We start from the raw sequence: 16,543 nt of genomic DNA, 5'->3' as shown, positions 1-16,543 counted from the left end.
TATTAATTCACAAAGGGATTTTGAATTTTTATTCCAGCAATTTCTTGAAAATCACGAACATTTCTTGTAACTAAAAATGCATCTTGATTTAGTGCAGTTGCCGCAATAATTGCATCAGGAAGCTTTATTTTATGTCGTTGCTTTAAGTGAATTGTTTGATCTTCAATCTCTCTCGAAAGTGGAACAGATTTAAACTGTGATAATAAATCTTCGATAGATTGTTTTTCATTTTCTGATAAACCAGAAAAACTCAGTAATTCTATGCGAACAATTGGTGACACCAAAATATCATGTAAATTCAGAAAATTTTCTCCAAATAACGAATCAACTCTTGGCTCATCAGCAAGATAGTAGATAAAAATATTGGTGTCGTAAACATATTTCATTCGTCCCATTCCTGACGAAGATTTTCCAAATGAGTCAGAATTGCTGCTTTCTTATCCTTTAAAATACCTTTGGCTTGAGTAATTTTTTCATAGTCTTTTTTCCCAGGTGACAGCATTGACTCTGGTATATCTATCGTAATTGAATCTTCATCTTGAGACATAACATAATGTCTGGGTATTTTAATTATTGGCATAATTTTTCTCCTAATATTTCCATAATATCTAAAATCAGGGATACAGAATACAACTATTAAGCGATATCTCCGATGGGCTGCGCCAACGCATTCAGAGTAAATCACATATTTAGCAGAATTAAGCCGGGTTGATTTTCCCTTTTAACCAGTAGGTTTCCATTTCCCCTTTACCTTTGACGGAAATCAATCCTCGTTTTTCAAGTATAAATACGTTCTTAAGCAAAATATAGGTATCTTTAGTAACGTGAACTAACCCAGGGGCACCGTGGGATTCCATGCGGCTAGCAATGTTTACAGTATCGCCCCAAAGGTCATAAATAAACTTGCGTAACCCAATGACACCAGCCACTACTGAGCCACTATTAATACCAATCCTAATTTGAAAATTCTCCCCAGTATCCAGATTGAATTGGGCTATTGCATCAATCATTTCTAGTGCCATACTAGCAATAGCGATCGCATGATCAGCGCGAGGGGATGGTAAACCTCCCACAACCATGTATGCATCTCCAATAGTTTTGATTTTTTCCAAATTGTAAGATTCAGCTAGCAAATCAAAGCGGGAAAATATTTGATTGAGTAAATTAACTAATTCTTGCGGGGGAATCCGACTTGATAAATCTGTAAAACCCACAATATCAGCAAACATCACAGTTGTATCATTAAAAGCATCAGCAATCAAAATATCGGCATTTATATTACTTGTAGCTTGGCTTTGTTTCAGGCGTTGGGCTATGGGCTGGGGTAAAATATTTAGTAATAGTTGTTCTGATTGACTTTTTTCAATTGCTAATTTCTGTGATGCAACTTTTGATTCGTGAAGCGCAATCTTTAACTGACTTAATGTATCTTGAATCTTCATTACTGCTGGACGAAAAACTAATATTCCTTCAAGTAACAGCACAAATAACATCAATCCCAGCAAACCATATTCCATTTGCTTGAGTTGAGTGATTCCAGCAATCACCTCTTGGTTATACCATTGGGAAATGTCATCTAAGCCTTTCATTAAAGTTTGTTCTTCCTTTAATAATCTAGCTATGGGTGATTGTTTAATTACATCTATTGGTGGTTCACTAAAACCTAAACGCTTTTCACGGATTCCTTCCTGCATCATTTGACTAGCTGCTTCCCTCATTTCCACTCCCGCAGGTTCAATTGTGGAGATTTTTTGCTGCAAAACTCTTTGCTGTGTTTGGGAAAAATCTTCAACATTTTCAGCTGCCTGATTTAGAGCTTCACCTGAATCTTTCCAAGCCATAATCAATTGCTGAAGTTCTTGACGATTCTCTCGACTAGGTTCTAACTTCATCCGCATTGTATGCTTAATCATCTGTTGGCAAAGCGTTTGTCGCTTTTCAATTAAGCTGACAATTTCTAAGTTTTGTTGCTGCTGTGTCAACATCCGCTGAACTACCAATTGTCCCATAATCGATAAAAAAGCCACTGCACTCAGCGAAGCAGTGTAAAAAATCGTTAAATTACGAATAGGAGATGAATGAGGAAGTTTTTTTGACATGGAAATATCTACTGAGAGATAACTATATTTATATAGTTCCCAGATTGATGCAATCTAGATGTGGTTTAGCTTATCAGCGGTTAGTTTGTCTGTAGGGGATAATCACGAAACACCTCGACTTTATCCTGACTAGAGAAAGAAAGCACTGTGAAAGGATCTTTTTTGCTTCCCATCTCCATCCCCGGAGTACCTACAGGCATTTGCGGCACGGATAAACCGACAATATTTGGTCTTTTTTGCAGTAAACTTTGAATATCGCTTGCCGGAACATGTCCTTCAATCACATATCCATTTACGATTGCGGTGTGGCAAGATGTTAAGTTATCTGGCACTTTGTAGTTTTGTTTTACAGCCTCAATATTATCTGTTGATAAATCTTGGACTTGAAAACCCTCCGTCTTCAAGTGATCTATCCACCCACCACAGCAGCTACATTCAGGAGTATGATAAACAGTGATATTTGTTGCTGCGATGGTATCTGCATAACTCATCCCAGTATTTACTATAAAACTACCCAAGATTGCGATCGCCATCATGACTAAGACCGCAACAAAGCGTGGTAAGTTGGAAAAATATAGCTCCAATTGCCAACAAGGTGATTTTTTCTGTCTCATATAGTCAATGATATTGCCTCCTAGTTAATCGTAAGGGTTTTCCATGTGGATGCGCTCAAAATTGAAGTTAGCGATCGCTTCCTGAATACAATCCTTTGTTTTCATCGGCATTTAGTAGGGATAGTTTCAATAGGCGATCGCTATAAAATTCCCTAAATTCCTAAACGTTGATAAACTGTACCTAAGTGTTGTAGATGGTGTTGCGGATCGAAACAATCTGCCACTTCTGTAGGTGATAATTGTTCTTTCACCCTAACATCATTACTAATTAGTTCTCGGAAATTGCCGTCAGAACGATTCCAAGCGGTATGGGCATTTTCCTGAACAATTTTATATGCATCCTCACGACGCATTCCTTTTTCAACCAATGTCAGCATTACCCGCTGACTGAATACAACCCCACCATAACAGTTCATGTTTCGTTCCATGTTTTCGGGGTATACCAGTAGATTTTTAACTAATTGAGTCATTTCTACCAGCATAAAATGGGTTAAAATACAAGCATCTGGTAACATCACCCGTTCTACTGAACTGTGGGAAATATCACGTTCGTGCCATAGGGCAACGTTTTCCAAAGCTGCCACCGCATAGCTGCGTACCATTCTTGCCATTCCTGTCAAACGCTCAGAACGGATGGGATTACGTTTGTGGGGCATTGCAGAGGAACCTTTTTGTCCCTTAGAAAAATACTCTTCGACTTCCAAGACATCAGTTTTTTGGAGGTTGCGAATTTCCACTGCAAACCTTTCCATGGAAGAAGCTAGCAACGCTAATTGTTGCACGTAATCAGCATGGCGATCGCGTGAAATCACCTGGGTTGATGCTGCGTCAGCTTGGAGTCCCAATTTCTCACAAGCTAAGGCTTCTACACGGGGTTCAATATTGGCGTAGGTTCCTACTGCCCCAGAAATTTTACCAACTGCGATGTCTTTACGGATGATTTCTAAACGTTCCTTACCCCGTAAAGCTTCAGCTAACCAGCCAGCTAACTTAAAACCAAACGTCATTGGTTCAGCGTGAATACCATGCGATCGCCCAATCATCACAGTATCACGATGTTCGTGCGCCCTTTCTCGAATCACCTCAATTAAATCGTTAAGACGCTGCAAAATCAAATCCAAACTTGCAACCATCTGTAGCGCTAAAGCCGTATCCAGAACATCTGAACTTGTCATTCCTAAGTGAATGTAACGCCCAGCATCACCTACATATTCATTGACATTTGTCAAGAAAGCAATTACATCGTGGCGAACTTCTGCCTCAATTTCTAAAATTCGTTGCGGGTCAAAATTTGCTTTTGCTTTAATCTCTGCTACAGCTTCACTGGGAGTGTAGCCTAACTCAGCCTGGGCTTCACAAACAGCGATTTCTACTTGTAGCCAAGTTTTAAACTTGTAGGTATCAGTCCAAAGATTACCCATTTCGGGTAAAGTATAACGCTCAATCACGGTCTAGTATTGGTTACAATTTCGTATTTTACAGTGTGTGGTTACATCGTTTCCAAGAAATTGATAAAAGTTGACCTCTCTCCGGCTTAAAAGTGCGGGGCTTTGGGACTTATTTCTTGTAAAATTACCGTAATTCTCCTCAAAAACCCCAAAAAATTAATTTGTCAAAGGTTGAATCCGAGCAGAAAATTGAGCATTCTGTAAAGCCATCACAGCATTCATCGAATCCTGTACCCAAAATTGTCTGCCAAAGCGCACAAGTTGACGGAAACCACCTGCTTGCACAATGCCAATTACAGGAACTTTGGCTTTATCTTTTTCTCCGACTTGTTCTTTGAGGACATCTCGCAAACGATTTTGTTCTTCAATGGTGCTTGCTTGATAAGGTGTAAGTTCCACCATGATCATTTGTACAGTTTCTACCGCTTCAACATGATCGACGATGATTTGATTTTGATCATCACGACGTTTAATTTTTGCCCAGAGGATTAATCTAGCATCAACTTGGAGGATAGAACTAATACGTTCGTAGGTTTTGGGGAAAACTACTGCTTCCGATTGGGATGTGAGATCCTCTATTTGTAAAATTGCCATCGCATCACCTTTTTGGGTGACTCGTTTGATCACGTTATTGAGCATAATTACAACACATATTGCTGCATCCTCTTTTTGCTCACTAACTTGGGAAAGGTTGATGGGTGCCAGGATTCCCGCAGTTTGACGAATAGATTTGAGGGGGTGATCCGAGACGTAAAAGCCGAGTAATTCTTTTTCTTTGTGAAGTTTTTCTTGGGGAGGTAAATCGGGAACGGGTTTTGCCCTAGGTGCGGATTCAAAAGCGGTATTGGAGTTGGTTTTACTCGAATTGCCAGAAAATCCACTTCCTGAAAGTAGATCAAATAAGTTTCCTTGCCCGGTTGCGCGGTCTTTGGCGCGGGATTGTGCCCAGTCGTAGACGAATTCGAGGTCTTTAATTAATTGATGGCGGTTACTGCTGATTGTGTCGAAGGCTCCGCAGTAGATCAGGGATTCAATGGTTTTGCGGCTAACTGCTCGTAAATCTACGCGATCGCAAAAATCAGCCAGAGCCTGAAATTTGTCACCTGTTTCCCTAGCTTCAATAATAGATGCGATCGCATTTTGTCCCAAACCTTTAATTGCCGAAAACCCAAATAAAATATGCTCGTTTGCTGGGGTAAAATCTAATCCAGAACGGTTAATATCAGGTGGATCAATGGGAATACCCATAGTGATGGAACTGGAGATATATCTCTGTACCTTGTCAGTATCCCCACTATTGGATGTCAGCAAAGCTGCCATGTATTCTAAAGGATAATTTGCCTTTAAATACGCAGTTTGATAGGTCACATAACCATAGGCAGTAGAGTGGGATTTGTTGAAGCAATTGGCAGCCACCAAACCACCACGAATAGTAAAATTATGGTCACGTTCCACCCCAATATCATAGACATTCGCTGTGCCAAGGGATGTTCTCGCAATTATTTTGACCATAACTTTAACCCCAGAAAACCATGAAGACCAGCGATCATATCAATAATTTATCGCAGAACACCAGTTTATACTAACTTGTTGGAAGTCTCTTTGCTTCACCCCAACCTCAACCAGCGCTTTAAAGTCTGACAAAGCTTATGAATTGGAGAACGATTTTTCTTGGATCTCTGATAGGTTGAATAATAGGGTTGTGCAGGTGATTTGCTGTATTTCCCACGATAGCGACGTTCTAACTGTGCAGCTTTGCTTAAGTCAGCGGTGGCGCGATATTCATAACCCAGTTGGGAACAAACCAAACCACGATATTTATACGCTTCGATGTAGTTGGGGTTAATTTTAATAGCTTGAGTAAAATCAGCGATCGCATTTTCATATTTACCCAGTTGTACATTCTCCACCCCACTTTCATAAAACCTTTCTGCGCTTGATGTTTTGGCATAAATTTTGGTTTTATTGGGGGATTTGGGTACTGCTGATTCAACTGCATCTGAAAAATCCGAAGAGACAGATACCTCTGACTTGAGAATTCTGTAAGCAGCATTAATTTTTTTGATAATTTCTTCTGCTTCTTGTTTTTCTGTTAGATCAGTAAAACAGTCAGGATGGCATTTTTTCACCAAACCACGGTAAGCTTTCCTAACCTCATCCAGCGACGCACCTGGTTTTAGCCCCAAAATACCGTAAGCTTGATTAGTATCAATAGGTACATCACTCATAAAAGTATTAATCTTCGTATGATGTACCTATTTTAACTTTTTCGTGACATACTCCCACACTGACGCAAGCGTACAGTGTGGGCTTCTCAGCGACTCCTAATCCGGACATTAACTGAGCTTTGTTTTGAGTCTACGAGAAGCCCCTCCGCAGACTGTAAATTTCTTACCTTGTACCCTACAAATTTTACTGCCCCGGATGAGTGCTGGCTTATTCGCGCTATGGGACAACCCAATGGATATTTGTATTAATCAAGATGTGCCGACCTACTTTCATGCTGTGCAACGGAGTCGCTTACCAATGATCGCATTGCCACTGGACAGAGGCTTATCAGACACCAATGTGGATGAGGTTAACCAACATAATTCTACCAAAAATACGAATAAAAGTAAAATATTCGGCTCGTATTGTTGCTCTGGTCTACTTTGTTTTCGCGTTGCTCAAATACAATTAGATCACGCGGTAATACTCACAAGCCTACGGCACAATTCGTTCCGCATTCATCCCACGCTGCTAAAAGTGAGACGTGGGGCTTCTGCTGTTCCAGCTAAATTTAGCATCTCCCCTCCCTGAAATAACTTTGGGGGTTTGGCACGTTTACTTCCGTCGGATGACCCCGCAAAGATATTTTTTACATCCCGGTTACAAAACATACTCATTACTTATTTTTTAATCGTTAGCACGAATTCGCATCTGATATCCTTGCCGCTTACCTGTACTACTCACATCATTAATTGGAATTAACAAAATATTTTTATCCCCACTACCACTTGCTAAAATTTTCCCATCAGCACTAAAGGCAACAGTATAAACCCAATCTTCATGTCCAGCAAAAGTTTGTAATTCACCACCAGTATCCACAAGCCATAATTTAACTGTTTTATCTCGGCTACCACTAGCGAGAATCTTTCCACTAGGACTAAATGCTACTGCATAAATATAATCAGAATGACCTTCCAAAGAAGTTAATTCTTTGCCAGTTTCAAAGTTCCATAATTTAATTGTTGTATCCCAACTCCCACTAGCAAAAATTTTTCCATTAGGACTGCAAGCAACCGTTGTTACATCATCCATGTGTCGAGTCAAAGTTAAAAACTTATGTTGTTCTAAATGCCAAATTTTGATAGTTTTATCGCTTCTACCAGCCCCACTAGCGATAATTTCTCCATCTCCACTGAAGGTGACACATAAAACTTCATCAGCATGTCCCCGTAAAGTTTCAATTTCCCTACCTGCATCAACAGACCAAAGCTTAACAGTTTTATCTTTACTGCAACTAGCTAAAGTTCTGCCATCTGGGCTAAAGGCAATCCCAAATACTTTATCTTGATGACCGATAAGTGTATTGATTTCTAGACCATTTTCGGCATTCCAAAATTTAATCGTATTATCATCACTACAACTAGCTAAAATTTGACTATCTGGACTAAAAGCCACTGAATTTACAGCTTCATTATGTCCGGTTAAAGTAATATATTCTTGTTTTAATAAATTCCAAATAATAATTGTTTTATCTTGACTTCCGCTAGCGAGTAAAGTCCCTTGGGGGCTAAATGCCACCGACAGAACTAAATCAGTATGCTCTTTGAGAACTTGGATGGAATCAGCTTGAGTATATTGATTAATTTGCTTGGGTGTTGGAGGAATTAAATTAGTTTGATTGGGTGGCTTTTTAACTAGTGGGGGGTTAGTATTTTGCTGTGTGGGCTGTTTTTGATTAGGCTGTAATTGGGTTTTATTTGCTTCTGGCTGAGTAGATTTTTCTGGTGGTGTAGGGATGGAGATAGTTCCTGAAGATTGGGCTTGTTGTGACTGATTTGATGGGGGTAAAGATGGTTTAACTATAATATTTTTATTTTCGGCGATCGCATTTTTGATTTGCGACAATTCACTATTAATAATTTTGCTAATTTCCTGCTGATTTTTACGCAGTTCCTCAATCTGTTGATTAAAGCCATTGCTGAGGGCAGTTACATTTAATTGTTGATTAGTTTGTAACTTTTCAATTTGTTGAGTAATTAAATTAGTTAGATTGTGTGTAGACTCATCTAATCTAATCAACCGCTGATTGATGGCAGCAATATTTTGTTGCTGATTTCGTTCTAATTCGGCAACCTGTTGTTGAGTTCGATTTAATAATTCTGTTAACTGATTCAGAGCATCAATATTAATACTTTGTGAGGGACTGGTGATATTCTGATTTTGATTATTATTTAGCTGTTGCATTGCAGTATCAAGTTGACTAAAACGCTGATTAATTGCAGTAATGCTTTGTCTTTGAGTTTGTTGCAACTGCTCAACTTGTTGTTTTGTTAAATTTACTTGTTGAGCAAAACCCTCAATTTGTGCCCAACGCTGGTTAATAATATTAACACCTTGCTGCTGATTATCTTGGAGTTGTTTAATTTGTTGATTAACAAGATTAAATTGCTCTCTGAAAGCATCGATATTTTTCGAGCCTGCTTGATTTTCAGGAATTTGCTGATTTTGCACAGATTGTCGCTCGATAATATTATTTACTTGTTTTGTCAAAACATCAATTTGTGTAAGGCGTTGATTAATAATATTGAGACTTTGCTGTTGATTTTTAGTGAGTTTTTCTATTTGTAATTGAGCAGTATTTATACCTTGAGTAAAATTATCAAATCTTGCCAAACGCTGATTAAGATCATCTAAATGTTTTTGCTGTGCTTGAAAACTGCTATTAACCTGCTGAGTTGCAGCATCAATTTGAGAAACCCGCTTATTAATCAGATCAATTCTTTGGAGTTGATTTTGCCGTAATTGTTCAATTTGGTCACTATTGCCAGAATTCAGTGGTTGTCTGGATTCCTGTAGTTCCTCCAGCGTATCTTCTTGGTGCTGGATCAATTTACGCGATCGCTGTTGGTTGATAATGATTAAACCAACGGTTAAAGTCAAAGGAATTACCGCATAAGCATAATCTTGACTAATGGATCCAGCAATTGCACCCCATGCAGTCAATCCGAGAGAGATATATTCAATAAATTCGAGAAGTTGGCGTTTTGTCATGAATGTAGTAATTTCCCACAAGGAAAGTTAAATCAGTTATCAGTCATCAGTTACCAGTTGTCAGTTATCACAATTTCAGCCCGGGATTTTAACCCGACTGAAACCTAGCACTTGTCAGAAGTCGGGGGACTTCAACCCAAGGTCAGAGAGACCTCGCCGTCTAACGACGAGGTTTCCTCTGACTTCGTGAATACATCACTGTCCACTGTCCACTGTCAAAGACAACTTCCCACGGTTAGTTTTGCTCGCAGTTAGTTCTCAGGTAAGCTATTACGGACTTACTAACTACTAGTTACGTTCTCTATCGGGAATATTCAGTCAAGTACACCTATGTTATCGATTCTGGCAAATCCGCTTCTGTCTCTCCAAACACCTCACAGTGGTTATCATTGGGATCAAAGTGAGCGTCGCTTCTTTGAAGGTTGGTACTACCGTGTCACGTTACCCCAGCTGCGTCAAACCTTCGCGTTTATGTACTCAATTGAAGATCCCATCGATGGTAAACCCCACAGTGGCGGTGCAGCACAGGTTCTAGGCATTGATGATGAATATATTTGCCGTACCTTCCCTGATGTTAAAAAGTTTTGGGCAAGCCCAGAGGTGCTAGCTTTAGGTCATTGGGGAAAAACTAATTTACAAACTAAAGCCAAATATTTGATTCCTCAAGAATTCACAAGTCACATCCAAGAAGGCTATCAAGCAACTGCCACCCTAAATCAAGGCATAATTACAAATCCCCATAACGGGAATTACTGCCGCTGGGAATATGAAATTAAACCAATTTATGGTTGGGGAAACCCGAACAATTATCAACAATCAACCGCAGGTTGGTTATCTTCGCTACAGATTTTTGAACCCGGATGGCAAATATTAATGGCGCATGGGTTAGCAACTGGATGGATTGACTGGAATGGTAAAATTTACGAATTTACTAATGCTCCCGCCTACGGCGAAAAAAATTGGGGTGGTGCATTCCCTAAAAAGTGGTTTTGGCTCAATTGCAACAGCTTTACAGACAAACCAGATTTAGCCCTAACAGCAGGTGGTGGTCGTCGTGGAGTCCTGTGGTGGATGGAATCGGTGGCAATGGTTGGGATTCACCATCAAGGTAAATTTTACGAGTTTGTTCCTTGGAATTCTCAAGTTAGTTGGAATATTCACCCTTGGGGACGTTGGGAGATAGTAGCTAAAAATTCTAATTATGAAGTGCTATTAACAGGTACAACCAACTTCCAAGGGACTCCACTACGTGCTCCTACGGAAGAGGGTTTGGCTTTTTGTTGCCGTGATACCATGCAAGGACAACTGGATTTAGAATTGAGAGAATTGAGTGGCGGAAAAATAAAAACTATTCTCACAGCCCATAGCGATTTATGTGGATTAGAGGTTGGTGGGGAAAATTGGAATAATTCCTGGCAAGGTGGCTAAAAATATCCTGATTATGATATCCTGTAATTCCTTGGGGCTGTAGCTCAGATGGATAGAGCGAGCGCCTCCTAAGCGCTAGGTCGCCGGTTCGAGCCTGGCCAGTCCCGTTGGAGAAATATATCCGAGAATATCTCCGGAAATCTCCACAAATATATAATTAATTAAGTAGCGGATAGCTCTATTTCGTCCTAACCAGACTAAAAATATTGTGGATTGGGAATGTAGGGTAATTTTGCCTGTTTACATTCTGGAAATCCTTTGCTAAAAAGATAGCGTTTCCAAATTTTGCTCAAACACAGTAGATTTGGCATTGATGCGCTAAAAAGTTAGTCTTCAAAATTCTGCATTTAGCAATATTACTGCCAATTCTAAACCTGTGCCCCATACTGATGGCAAAATGCAGTTATTTATTAAAATTTCCCGTTGGTGATCCCTGACTGACGTAGAATCTTAATGCTAGCTTGTGGAGGTTTGCTTCTGTATGATCTTTAATCTAGACGTTAAACAGTAATTAAAATTAGGGAACAGGGAACAAATTCGATAACTGGTGACTGATTTTCCCTAACTTTGCTAACCTAAAAGCAATTAATCATTTTCAGAGAAAAACCATTGTAAAATTGATCCGGTTGAACCTTGAATAAGCTATTTAGAAAAGCTATTCCCACTCGTTTACTCATGCTGACTCTGCCGCTGATGGCAGTGTGGGCTTATAAAGAAGTCGCAAGTCAATTTAAACATCCGGAAGCGATCTTAGTTTTGGGTGGTTCGACACAGAAATTAGAGCGAGAGCAATTTACCGCTAAATTTGCCCGTAAGCATCAGAATATGCCGATTTGGATTTCTGGTGGTAGTCCTACAGTTCCCACCAAGAAGGTATTTGTCAAACAGGGTGTGGATACAAATCGCTTACATCTTGACTATGATGCAGTGGATACTGTCACCAATTTTACAACGATTGTAGATGAATTGGAAGCCCGTGGGATCAAGAGTGTGTATTTAATCACTTCTGATTATCACATGCGCCGCGCTAGTGTAATTGGTGAAATCGTTTTGGGTAGTCGAGGGATTGATTTTAGACCTGTATCAGTACCTTCGCAGAATTCTCCAGAACCGATTGAAAAGTGTGTCCGTGATGGATTTCGCTCAATAGTTTGGCTGATGACTGGATATACAGGTGCTAAAGCAGAACAGCCAAAATATAAAGCTGCCAAGGGTTTGGGTAAAAACTAAGGGGCTGTTTTTTCTTGGATTAAGACATAAGGTTGAACAATTAGTGTATTTAATCGTTTAGTGCGATCGCTATTCCAATTTCCTAGTTGATCATTCGATGGTTTAGCAATTAATGCTTCATCGATCCAAAACCCAACTTGGGCAGTATTATTGGATGCGATCGCTACTCCCACATCCACTAACTCTAGATGTGACGATACCACGATGATGGCATCCCTCTGGGCGTGAGGAATTAACCAATCCCATTCGGCTTCATCAAGATTTCCAGTTAATTCGCTTTTTAGATCGGACATGGTTTTTGAGAATTATTTAGTAAGATAGTACATAAAAAAGCATTTACGATCTACATCGCTGTTTTGAAAATGACTAAAAAGTAGTGGGATCAAGCAAATATTAATAAAATATTAAGAAAGATATCCAAAATTAGATATTCCCCATCAAAAAAGCTAATGAGCAGAAATTCACTTGCGGCGAGGGGCAGCAATGGTATTATTCGGGTATTACAAAAAGTAAAGGGCATTTTTCTATGACCAAGGCACCTGTTGCTCCTGTGGTGCTTGTCATTTTAGACGGATGGGGCTACTGCGAGGAGACACAAGGAAATGCGATCGCAGCTGCTAAAACTCCGGTGATGAGTAGCTTGTGGGCAGCATATCCGCATACCCTCATTCGTACCTCAGGGAAAGCCGTCGGTTTACCAGAAGGTCAAATGGGCAACTCCGAAGTTGGTCATTTGAACATCGGTGCTGGTAGGGTGGTTCCACAAGAATTAGTACGCATCTCTGATGCAGTTGAAGATGGTTCCATAAACAAAAATCCAGCATTGGTAAAGATATGTCAGGAAATTCTGACAAATAATGGCAAACTGCACCTGATCGGGCTTTGTTCTGAAGGTGGGGTTCATTCCCACGTTAGTCACCTGTTTGGGCTACTTGACTTAGCAAAAGCACAGGGAATTTCCCAAGTTTGTATCCACGCTATTACCGATGGACGCGATACTGCTCCCAATGAAGGAATTAACACAATTGGGTTGATTCAGAATTATTGCGATCGCGTTGGCAATGCACGTATTGCCACCATTAGCGGACGGTACTTTGCCATGGACCGCGATCGCCGCTGGGATCGCGTCCAACTCGCCTATGATGTAATGACCCACGAGGGTAATAATAACGGACGCTCGGCAATCGAAACCATGCAAGCATCCTATGCTGAAGGGATCACTGACGAGTTCGTCAGACCTGTACGAATTGCCCCTGGAAGCATCGAACCTGGTGATGGAGTTATCTACTTTAATTTTCGTCCCGACCGGGCTAGACAGCTAGCACAAGCTTTTATTAGTCCTGATTTCAACGGTTTTGAGCGGAAGTTAATCACACCGATATCTTTTGTCACCTTCACTCAATACGATCCCGAACTACCAATATCAGTAGCATTTGAACCACAAAATCTCAGTAATATCCTAGGTGAAGTCATCTCCCAACATGGCTTAAAACAGTTCCGAACTGCGGAAACTGAAAAGTATGCCCATGTAACCTATTTCTTTAACGGTGGACTAGAAGATCCTTTCCCTGGAGAGGATCGAGAACTCGTCAGCAGTCCCATGGTAGCAACCTACGATCAAGCACCATTGATGTCTGCTGAAGCTGTCACCGATGTTGCCCTTGCTGCCATCCACAAGCGAATTTACTCGTTTGTTGTGATCAACTATGCCAACCCTGATATGGTGGGTCACACTGGTCAAATGGAACCAACTGTGAAAGCGATTATGGCTGTCGATAAATGTCTTGGACGCTTACTAGAAGGCATTAGTAAAGCTGGCGGTACAGCCATCATTACAGCCGACCATGGTAACGCCGAATACATGCTAGATGAGGCAGGAAACCCTTGGACAGCACACACCACAAACCCAGTTCCCCTGATTTTAGTGGAAGGTGAAGGCGCAAAAATCCCCGGACATGGAACAAACGTTACCCTCCGCGATGATGGTAAACTAGCTGACCTAGCCCCAACAATTCTCGACATTCTACAACTACCTAAGCCACCTGAAATGACGGGGAAATCTATCCTGGAAGCTGCTAAATATGACGTAAGTCAAAATAATCGCGCTCCCGCAAAAGTTGGAATGTAGTGAAGTTAAGAATTATAAATCATGAAGAGGGAACGGGGTAATACTTCACTGAGAGTAGGAAGTTGAAAATGAGAATTTTTACCTCAACTAAAAAATCCCATTTGCTTACTTGCCCACTTGTACTAGATACAAGTACAAGGGAGGATATTTTATCCCAGCAAAAGAATAGACTTCTAGAATCAACCTCAAGTGAATAAATAGAAGGGTATTCCCTGTTCCCTATTTCAATGAAATAATAAGTACTGGGTGACTAACTCATAAGCTAAGAGTTATACTTGTATACTCGTAACTTAGGTTTTTGCAAGGGAACAAGCCTTTTCATCTGGATGAAAAAGGGTTAACTCAGAAATTCAATTTTGAAGTTATTGCTTTCCTTTTGGTTGTAGAAATTTCAATTCAGAATTTTTATTTCTACTAACTAATACGTAAGTATCGGTAAGTTGACTGAAAAAATTAATTTTCTCAAATTTTCACCCAGATCTGAATTTTTACCTTGAAAAGTCTCACTTTTCACATCACGCGGAATAAATTTTCATCATGCTAACAAACATTATCCAAGGAATCTGGTCATTTTCCGGTGTTGCCTTAAGTATCCTAGTATTGCTCCATAGCCCCAAAGGTGATGGAATTGGAGCTATTGGTGGACAAGCGCAACTATTTAGCAGCACCAAAAGCGCTGAAGAAACACTAAACCGAGTTACTTGGGCTTTAACAGTCATTTTTCTCAGCTTGACTGTAGTCTTAAGTGCTGGCTGGCTACCAAAATAACATGAGAAGGGAAATGGGCAAAATTACCCCAACCCACAAAACTCATATTTATAAAAAGCCAATCAAAATTACTTTAAATTGGCTGATAGCAGTTCTGATATTAATTTTTAGTACAGGACTGCTGATTATTTTCTCTACCTTAAATTCTTCTACAGCTTTTGCTAATTATTCACCCTCAGCAAAAATCCATCATCTACCATCTAGTTTGCTAAATTGGCAAGATAGTAGTAACAGTGGTGATTACTTTAATCAAATTACACCTGTTAAAGTTGGTTATTTAATTTGGTCTAAATTTCCCATTACTATCGCAGTAGAAGTCCCCAAAATCGATAGTAATCAAGGAAAGATTTGGACTCAAGCTGTTTTAGAAGCTGTTGGAGAATGGAATAATTATCTACCTTTAAAAGTAGTAGAAAGTAAAGAATTAGCAGACATTAGGATCATCCGTAAATCTCCACCATTACAGGGAAATCCACCTCGCGCTCGTTCGGCTCAAACAACATATAATCTATATAATCAAAATCATTATTTATATCATAAATCTACAATTCTAATTAGTCCGAGCCAAACAGGTAAATACCTAATTGCAGCCGCACGTCACGAACTTGGTCATGCCTTAGGGATTTGGGGTCATAGTCCTGTTGAGAGCGATAGTTTATACTTTTCACAAGTTAGTAACCCCCCCTTGATTTCGGTGAGGGATGTAAATACTTTGAAACGGGTATATCAACAACCTACGAAGCTAGGCTATCCATTATGAGGGAGTTAAAAAATAAGTAATAAGCAATAGATAAAATATAGTATTTTGGTAATTTCTATGTGGGATAATGCACCCCATAAATTAAGTTTAACGGCAAAAGATATCCATGTTTGGCGGGCAAATCTCAATTTATCGAATTTAGAACTAGATAAATTAAAAACATCCCTGTCGAATGATGAAATAGTCCGGGCAGAACGATTTTATTTTGAAAAACATCGTCAGAGTTTTATTGCCAGTAGAGGGATTTTACGAAATATTCTTGGTAGATATTTAGAAGTTGAGCCAAATCAGGTGAACTTCGATTATGAACCAAAGGGAAAACCCTTTTTGTTAAAAGAATCTCATGATTGTGAGTTAAATTTTAATGTGTCCCATTCCCAGGATTTGGCACTGTACGCGATCGCATGTGGCAACCAAGTGGGTATAGACTTAGAAATGATTCGTCCCATAGCTGATGTCGAACAACTAGCCCAACGATTTTTTAGTACTCAGGAAACAAATGCGATCGCATCTTTAGTTTCACCCCACCAGGAAGAAATGTTTTTCCGCTACTGGACTTGTAAAGAAGCTTATCTCAAAGCTACTGGAGATGGTCTTTCTAGTTTAGATCAAGCTGAAATCATCCTCAAAACAGGAGAATTGCCTAAATTATCACACACCAGTAGTTGGATTTTACAAGAGTTACTCCCTGGAGAGCATTATATTGGTGCTGTAGCTTTCGCCTCAGGTAAACGGGATTTAAGTTTCTGGGAATGGCATAATATACAGGAGCATCCCACTTTTTAAATTTATAGCCTACGGGAACAGTG

Annotated in this window: 16 protein-coding genes and 1 tRNA gene; 8 read left to right on the top strand and 9 right to left on the bottom strand. The window is 39.8% G+C overall.

Annotated elements, in window-relative coordinates; all coding sequences use genetic code 11:
• Nucleotides 1–2 precede the first annotated feature (2 nt).
• From CAL6303_RS23115 to CAL6303_RS23085, 7 genes are all read right to left on the bottom strand, one after another.
• On the bottom strand, nucleotides 3–386 hold the full coding sequence (locus CAL6303_RS23115; protein WP_015200253.1) for a type II toxin-antitoxin system VapC family toxin: 384 nt from the start codon (nucleotides 384–386) through the stop codon (nucleotides 3–5).
• Nucleotides 383–580, bottom strand: coding sequence for a hypothetical protein (locus CAL6303_RS23110; RefSeq protein WP_015200252.1), 198 nt, complete (start codon nucleotides 578–580; stop codon nucleotides 383–385). The genes CAL6303_RS23115 and CAL6303_RS23110 overlap by 4 nt, the downstream gene beginning before the upstream one ends.
• A 118-nt stretch (nucleotides 581–698) precedes the next feature.
• A complete protein-coding gene (locus CAL6303_RS23105) occupies nucleotides 699–2,099 on the bottom strand; it encodes an adenylate/guanylate cyclase domain-containing protein (RefSeq protein WP_015200251.1) in 1,401 nt (466 codons plus the stop codon).
• An 80-nt stretch (nucleotides 2,100–2,179) separates the two neighbouring features.
• Nucleotides 2,180–2,713, bottom strand: coding sequence for a DUF411 domain-containing protein (locus CAL6303_RS23100; protein ID WP_015200250.1), 534 nt, complete (start codon nucleotides 2,711–2,713; stop codon nucleotides 2,180–2,182).
• Nucleotides 2,714–2,865: 152 nt separating this feature from the next.
• Nucleotides 2,866–4,161 (bottom strand): adenylosuccinate lyase, encoded by a 1,296-nt coding sequence (gene purB, locus CAL6303_RS23095; protein WP_015200249.1) that lies wholly within the window; start codon nucleotides 4,159–4,161, stop codon nucleotides 2,866–2,868.
• Nucleotides 4,162–4,317: 156 nt separating this feature from the next.
• The gene (locus tag CAL6303_RS23090) at nucleotides 4,318–5,673 is read right to left on the bottom strand and encodes an OB-fold nucleic acid binding domain-containing protein (RefSeq protein WP_015200248.1); all 1,356 of its coding nucleotides are present in this window, start codon (nucleotides 5,671–5,673) and stop codon (nucleotides 4,318–4,320) included.
• A gap of 95 nt (nucleotides 5,674–5,768) precedes the next feature.
• Nucleotides 5,769–6,389, bottom strand: a complete 621-nt coding sequence (locus CAL6303_RS23085; protein ID WP_015200247.1) for a J domain-containing protein — start codon at nucleotides 6,387–6,389, stop codon at nucleotides 5,769–5,771.
• A gap of 124 nt (nucleotides 6,390–6,513) precedes the next feature.
• Here CAL6303_RS23085 and CAL6303_RS29505 point away from each other — a divergent pair, with 124 nt between their 5' ends.
• Nucleotides 6,514–6,960 carry a hypothetical protein gene (locus CAL6303_RS29505; protein WP_144051077.1) on the top strand — a complete coding sequence of 149 codons (447 nt, stop codon included), beginning with the start codon at nucleotides 6,514–6,516 and terminating at the stop codon, nucleotides 6,958–6,960.
• A 96-nt stretch (nucleotides 6,961–7,056) separates the two neighbouring features.
• Here the strand turns inward: CAL6303_RS29505 and CAL6303_RS28675 are convergent, their stop codons facing one another.
• Nucleotides 7,057–9,420 carry a WD40 repeat-containing protein gene (locus CAL6303_RS28675; protein ID WP_015200245.1) on the bottom strand — a complete coding sequence of 788 codons (2,364 nt, stop codon included), beginning with the start codon at nucleotides 9,418–9,420 and terminating at the stop codon, nucleotides 7,057–7,059.
• Nucleotides 9,421–9,750: 330 nt separating this feature from the next.
• On the opposite strand from CAL6303_RS28675, the gene CAL6303_RS23075 reads away from it, so the two are divergent.
• The 3 genes from CAL6303_RS23075 to CAL6303_RS23065 all read left to right on the top strand — a co-directional run bounded on the left by CAL6303_RS23075 (nucleotide 9,751) and on the right by CAL6303_RS23065 (nucleotide 12,078).
• A complete protein-coding gene (locus CAL6303_RS23075; protein ID WP_015200244.1) occupies nucleotides 9,751–10,848 on the top strand; it encodes a tocopherol cyclase family protein in 1,098 nt (365 codons plus the stop codon).
• 33 nt (nucleotides 10,849–10,881) lie between these two features.
• A tRNA-Arg gene (locus tag CAL6303_RS23070) sits at nucleotides 10,882–10,955 on the top strand.
• 568 nt (nucleotides 10,956–11,523) lie between these two features.
• Nucleotides 11,524–12,078: a YdcF family protein gene (locus CAL6303_RS23065; protein ID WP_015200243.1), complete on the top strand. Its 555-nt coding sequence runs from the start codon at nucleotides 11,524–11,526 to the stop codon at nucleotides 12,076–12,078.
• On the opposite strand, the gene CAL6303_RS23060 is transcribed toward CAL6303_RS23065, so the two are convergent.
• The gene (locus tag CAL6303_RS23060) at nucleotides 12,075–12,371 is read right to left on the bottom strand and encodes a DUF2288 domain-containing protein (RefSeq protein ID WP_015200242.1); all 297 of its coding nucleotides are present in this window, start codon (nucleotides 12,369–12,371) and stop codon (nucleotides 12,075–12,077) included. The genes CAL6303_RS23065 and CAL6303_RS23060 overlap by 4 nt on opposite strands.
• A gap of 233 nt (nucleotides 12,372–12,604) precedes the next feature.
• Here CAL6303_RS23060 and gpmI point away from each other — a divergent pair, with 233 nt between their 5' ends.
• The 4 genes from gpmI to CAL6303_RS23040 all read left to right on the top strand — a co-directional run bounded on the left by gpmI (nucleotide 12,605) and on the right by CAL6303_RS23040 (nucleotide 16,520).
• Nucleotides 12,605–14,206, top strand: coding sequence for a 2,3-bisphosphoglycerate-independent phosphoglycerate mutase (gpmI, locus tag CAL6303_RS23055; protein ID WP_015200241.1), 1,602 nt, complete (start codon nucleotides 12,605–12,607; stop codon nucleotides 14,204–14,206).
• Nucleotides 14,207–14,743: 537 nt separating this feature from the next.
• Nucleotides 14,744–14,974 carry a preprotein translocase subunit SecG gene (secG, locus tag CAL6303_RS23050; RefSeq protein WP_015200240.1) on the top strand — a complete coding sequence of 77 codons (231 nt, stop codon included), beginning with the start codon at nucleotides 14,744–14,746 and terminating at the stop codon, nucleotides 14,972–14,974.
• A 13-nt stretch (nucleotides 14,975–14,987) separates the two neighbouring features.
• A complete protein-coding gene (locus CAL6303_RS23045) occupies nucleotides 14,988–15,734 on the top strand; it encodes a peptidase (protein WP_015200239.1) in 747 nt (248 codons plus the stop codon).
• 57 nt (nucleotides 15,735–15,791) lie between these two features.
• Nucleotides 15,792–16,520 (top strand): 4'-phosphopantetheinyl transferase family protein, encoded by a 729-nt coding sequence (locus tag CAL6303_RS23040; RefSeq protein ID WP_015200238.1) that lies wholly within the window; start codon nucleotides 15,792–15,794, stop codon nucleotides 16,518–16,520.
• Nucleotides 16,521–16,543 lie beyond the last annotated feature (23 nt).

Source organism: Calothrix sp. PCC 6303, from assembly GCF_000317435.1.
In the GTDB taxonomy this organism is placed as follows: domain Bacteria; phylum Cyanobacteriota; class Cyanobacteriia; order Cyanobacteriales; family Nostocaceae; genus PCC-6303.
The sequence above is the reverse complement of the archived record's forward strand: the minus strand, read 5'-3'. Positions and strand labels throughout refer to the sequence as shown.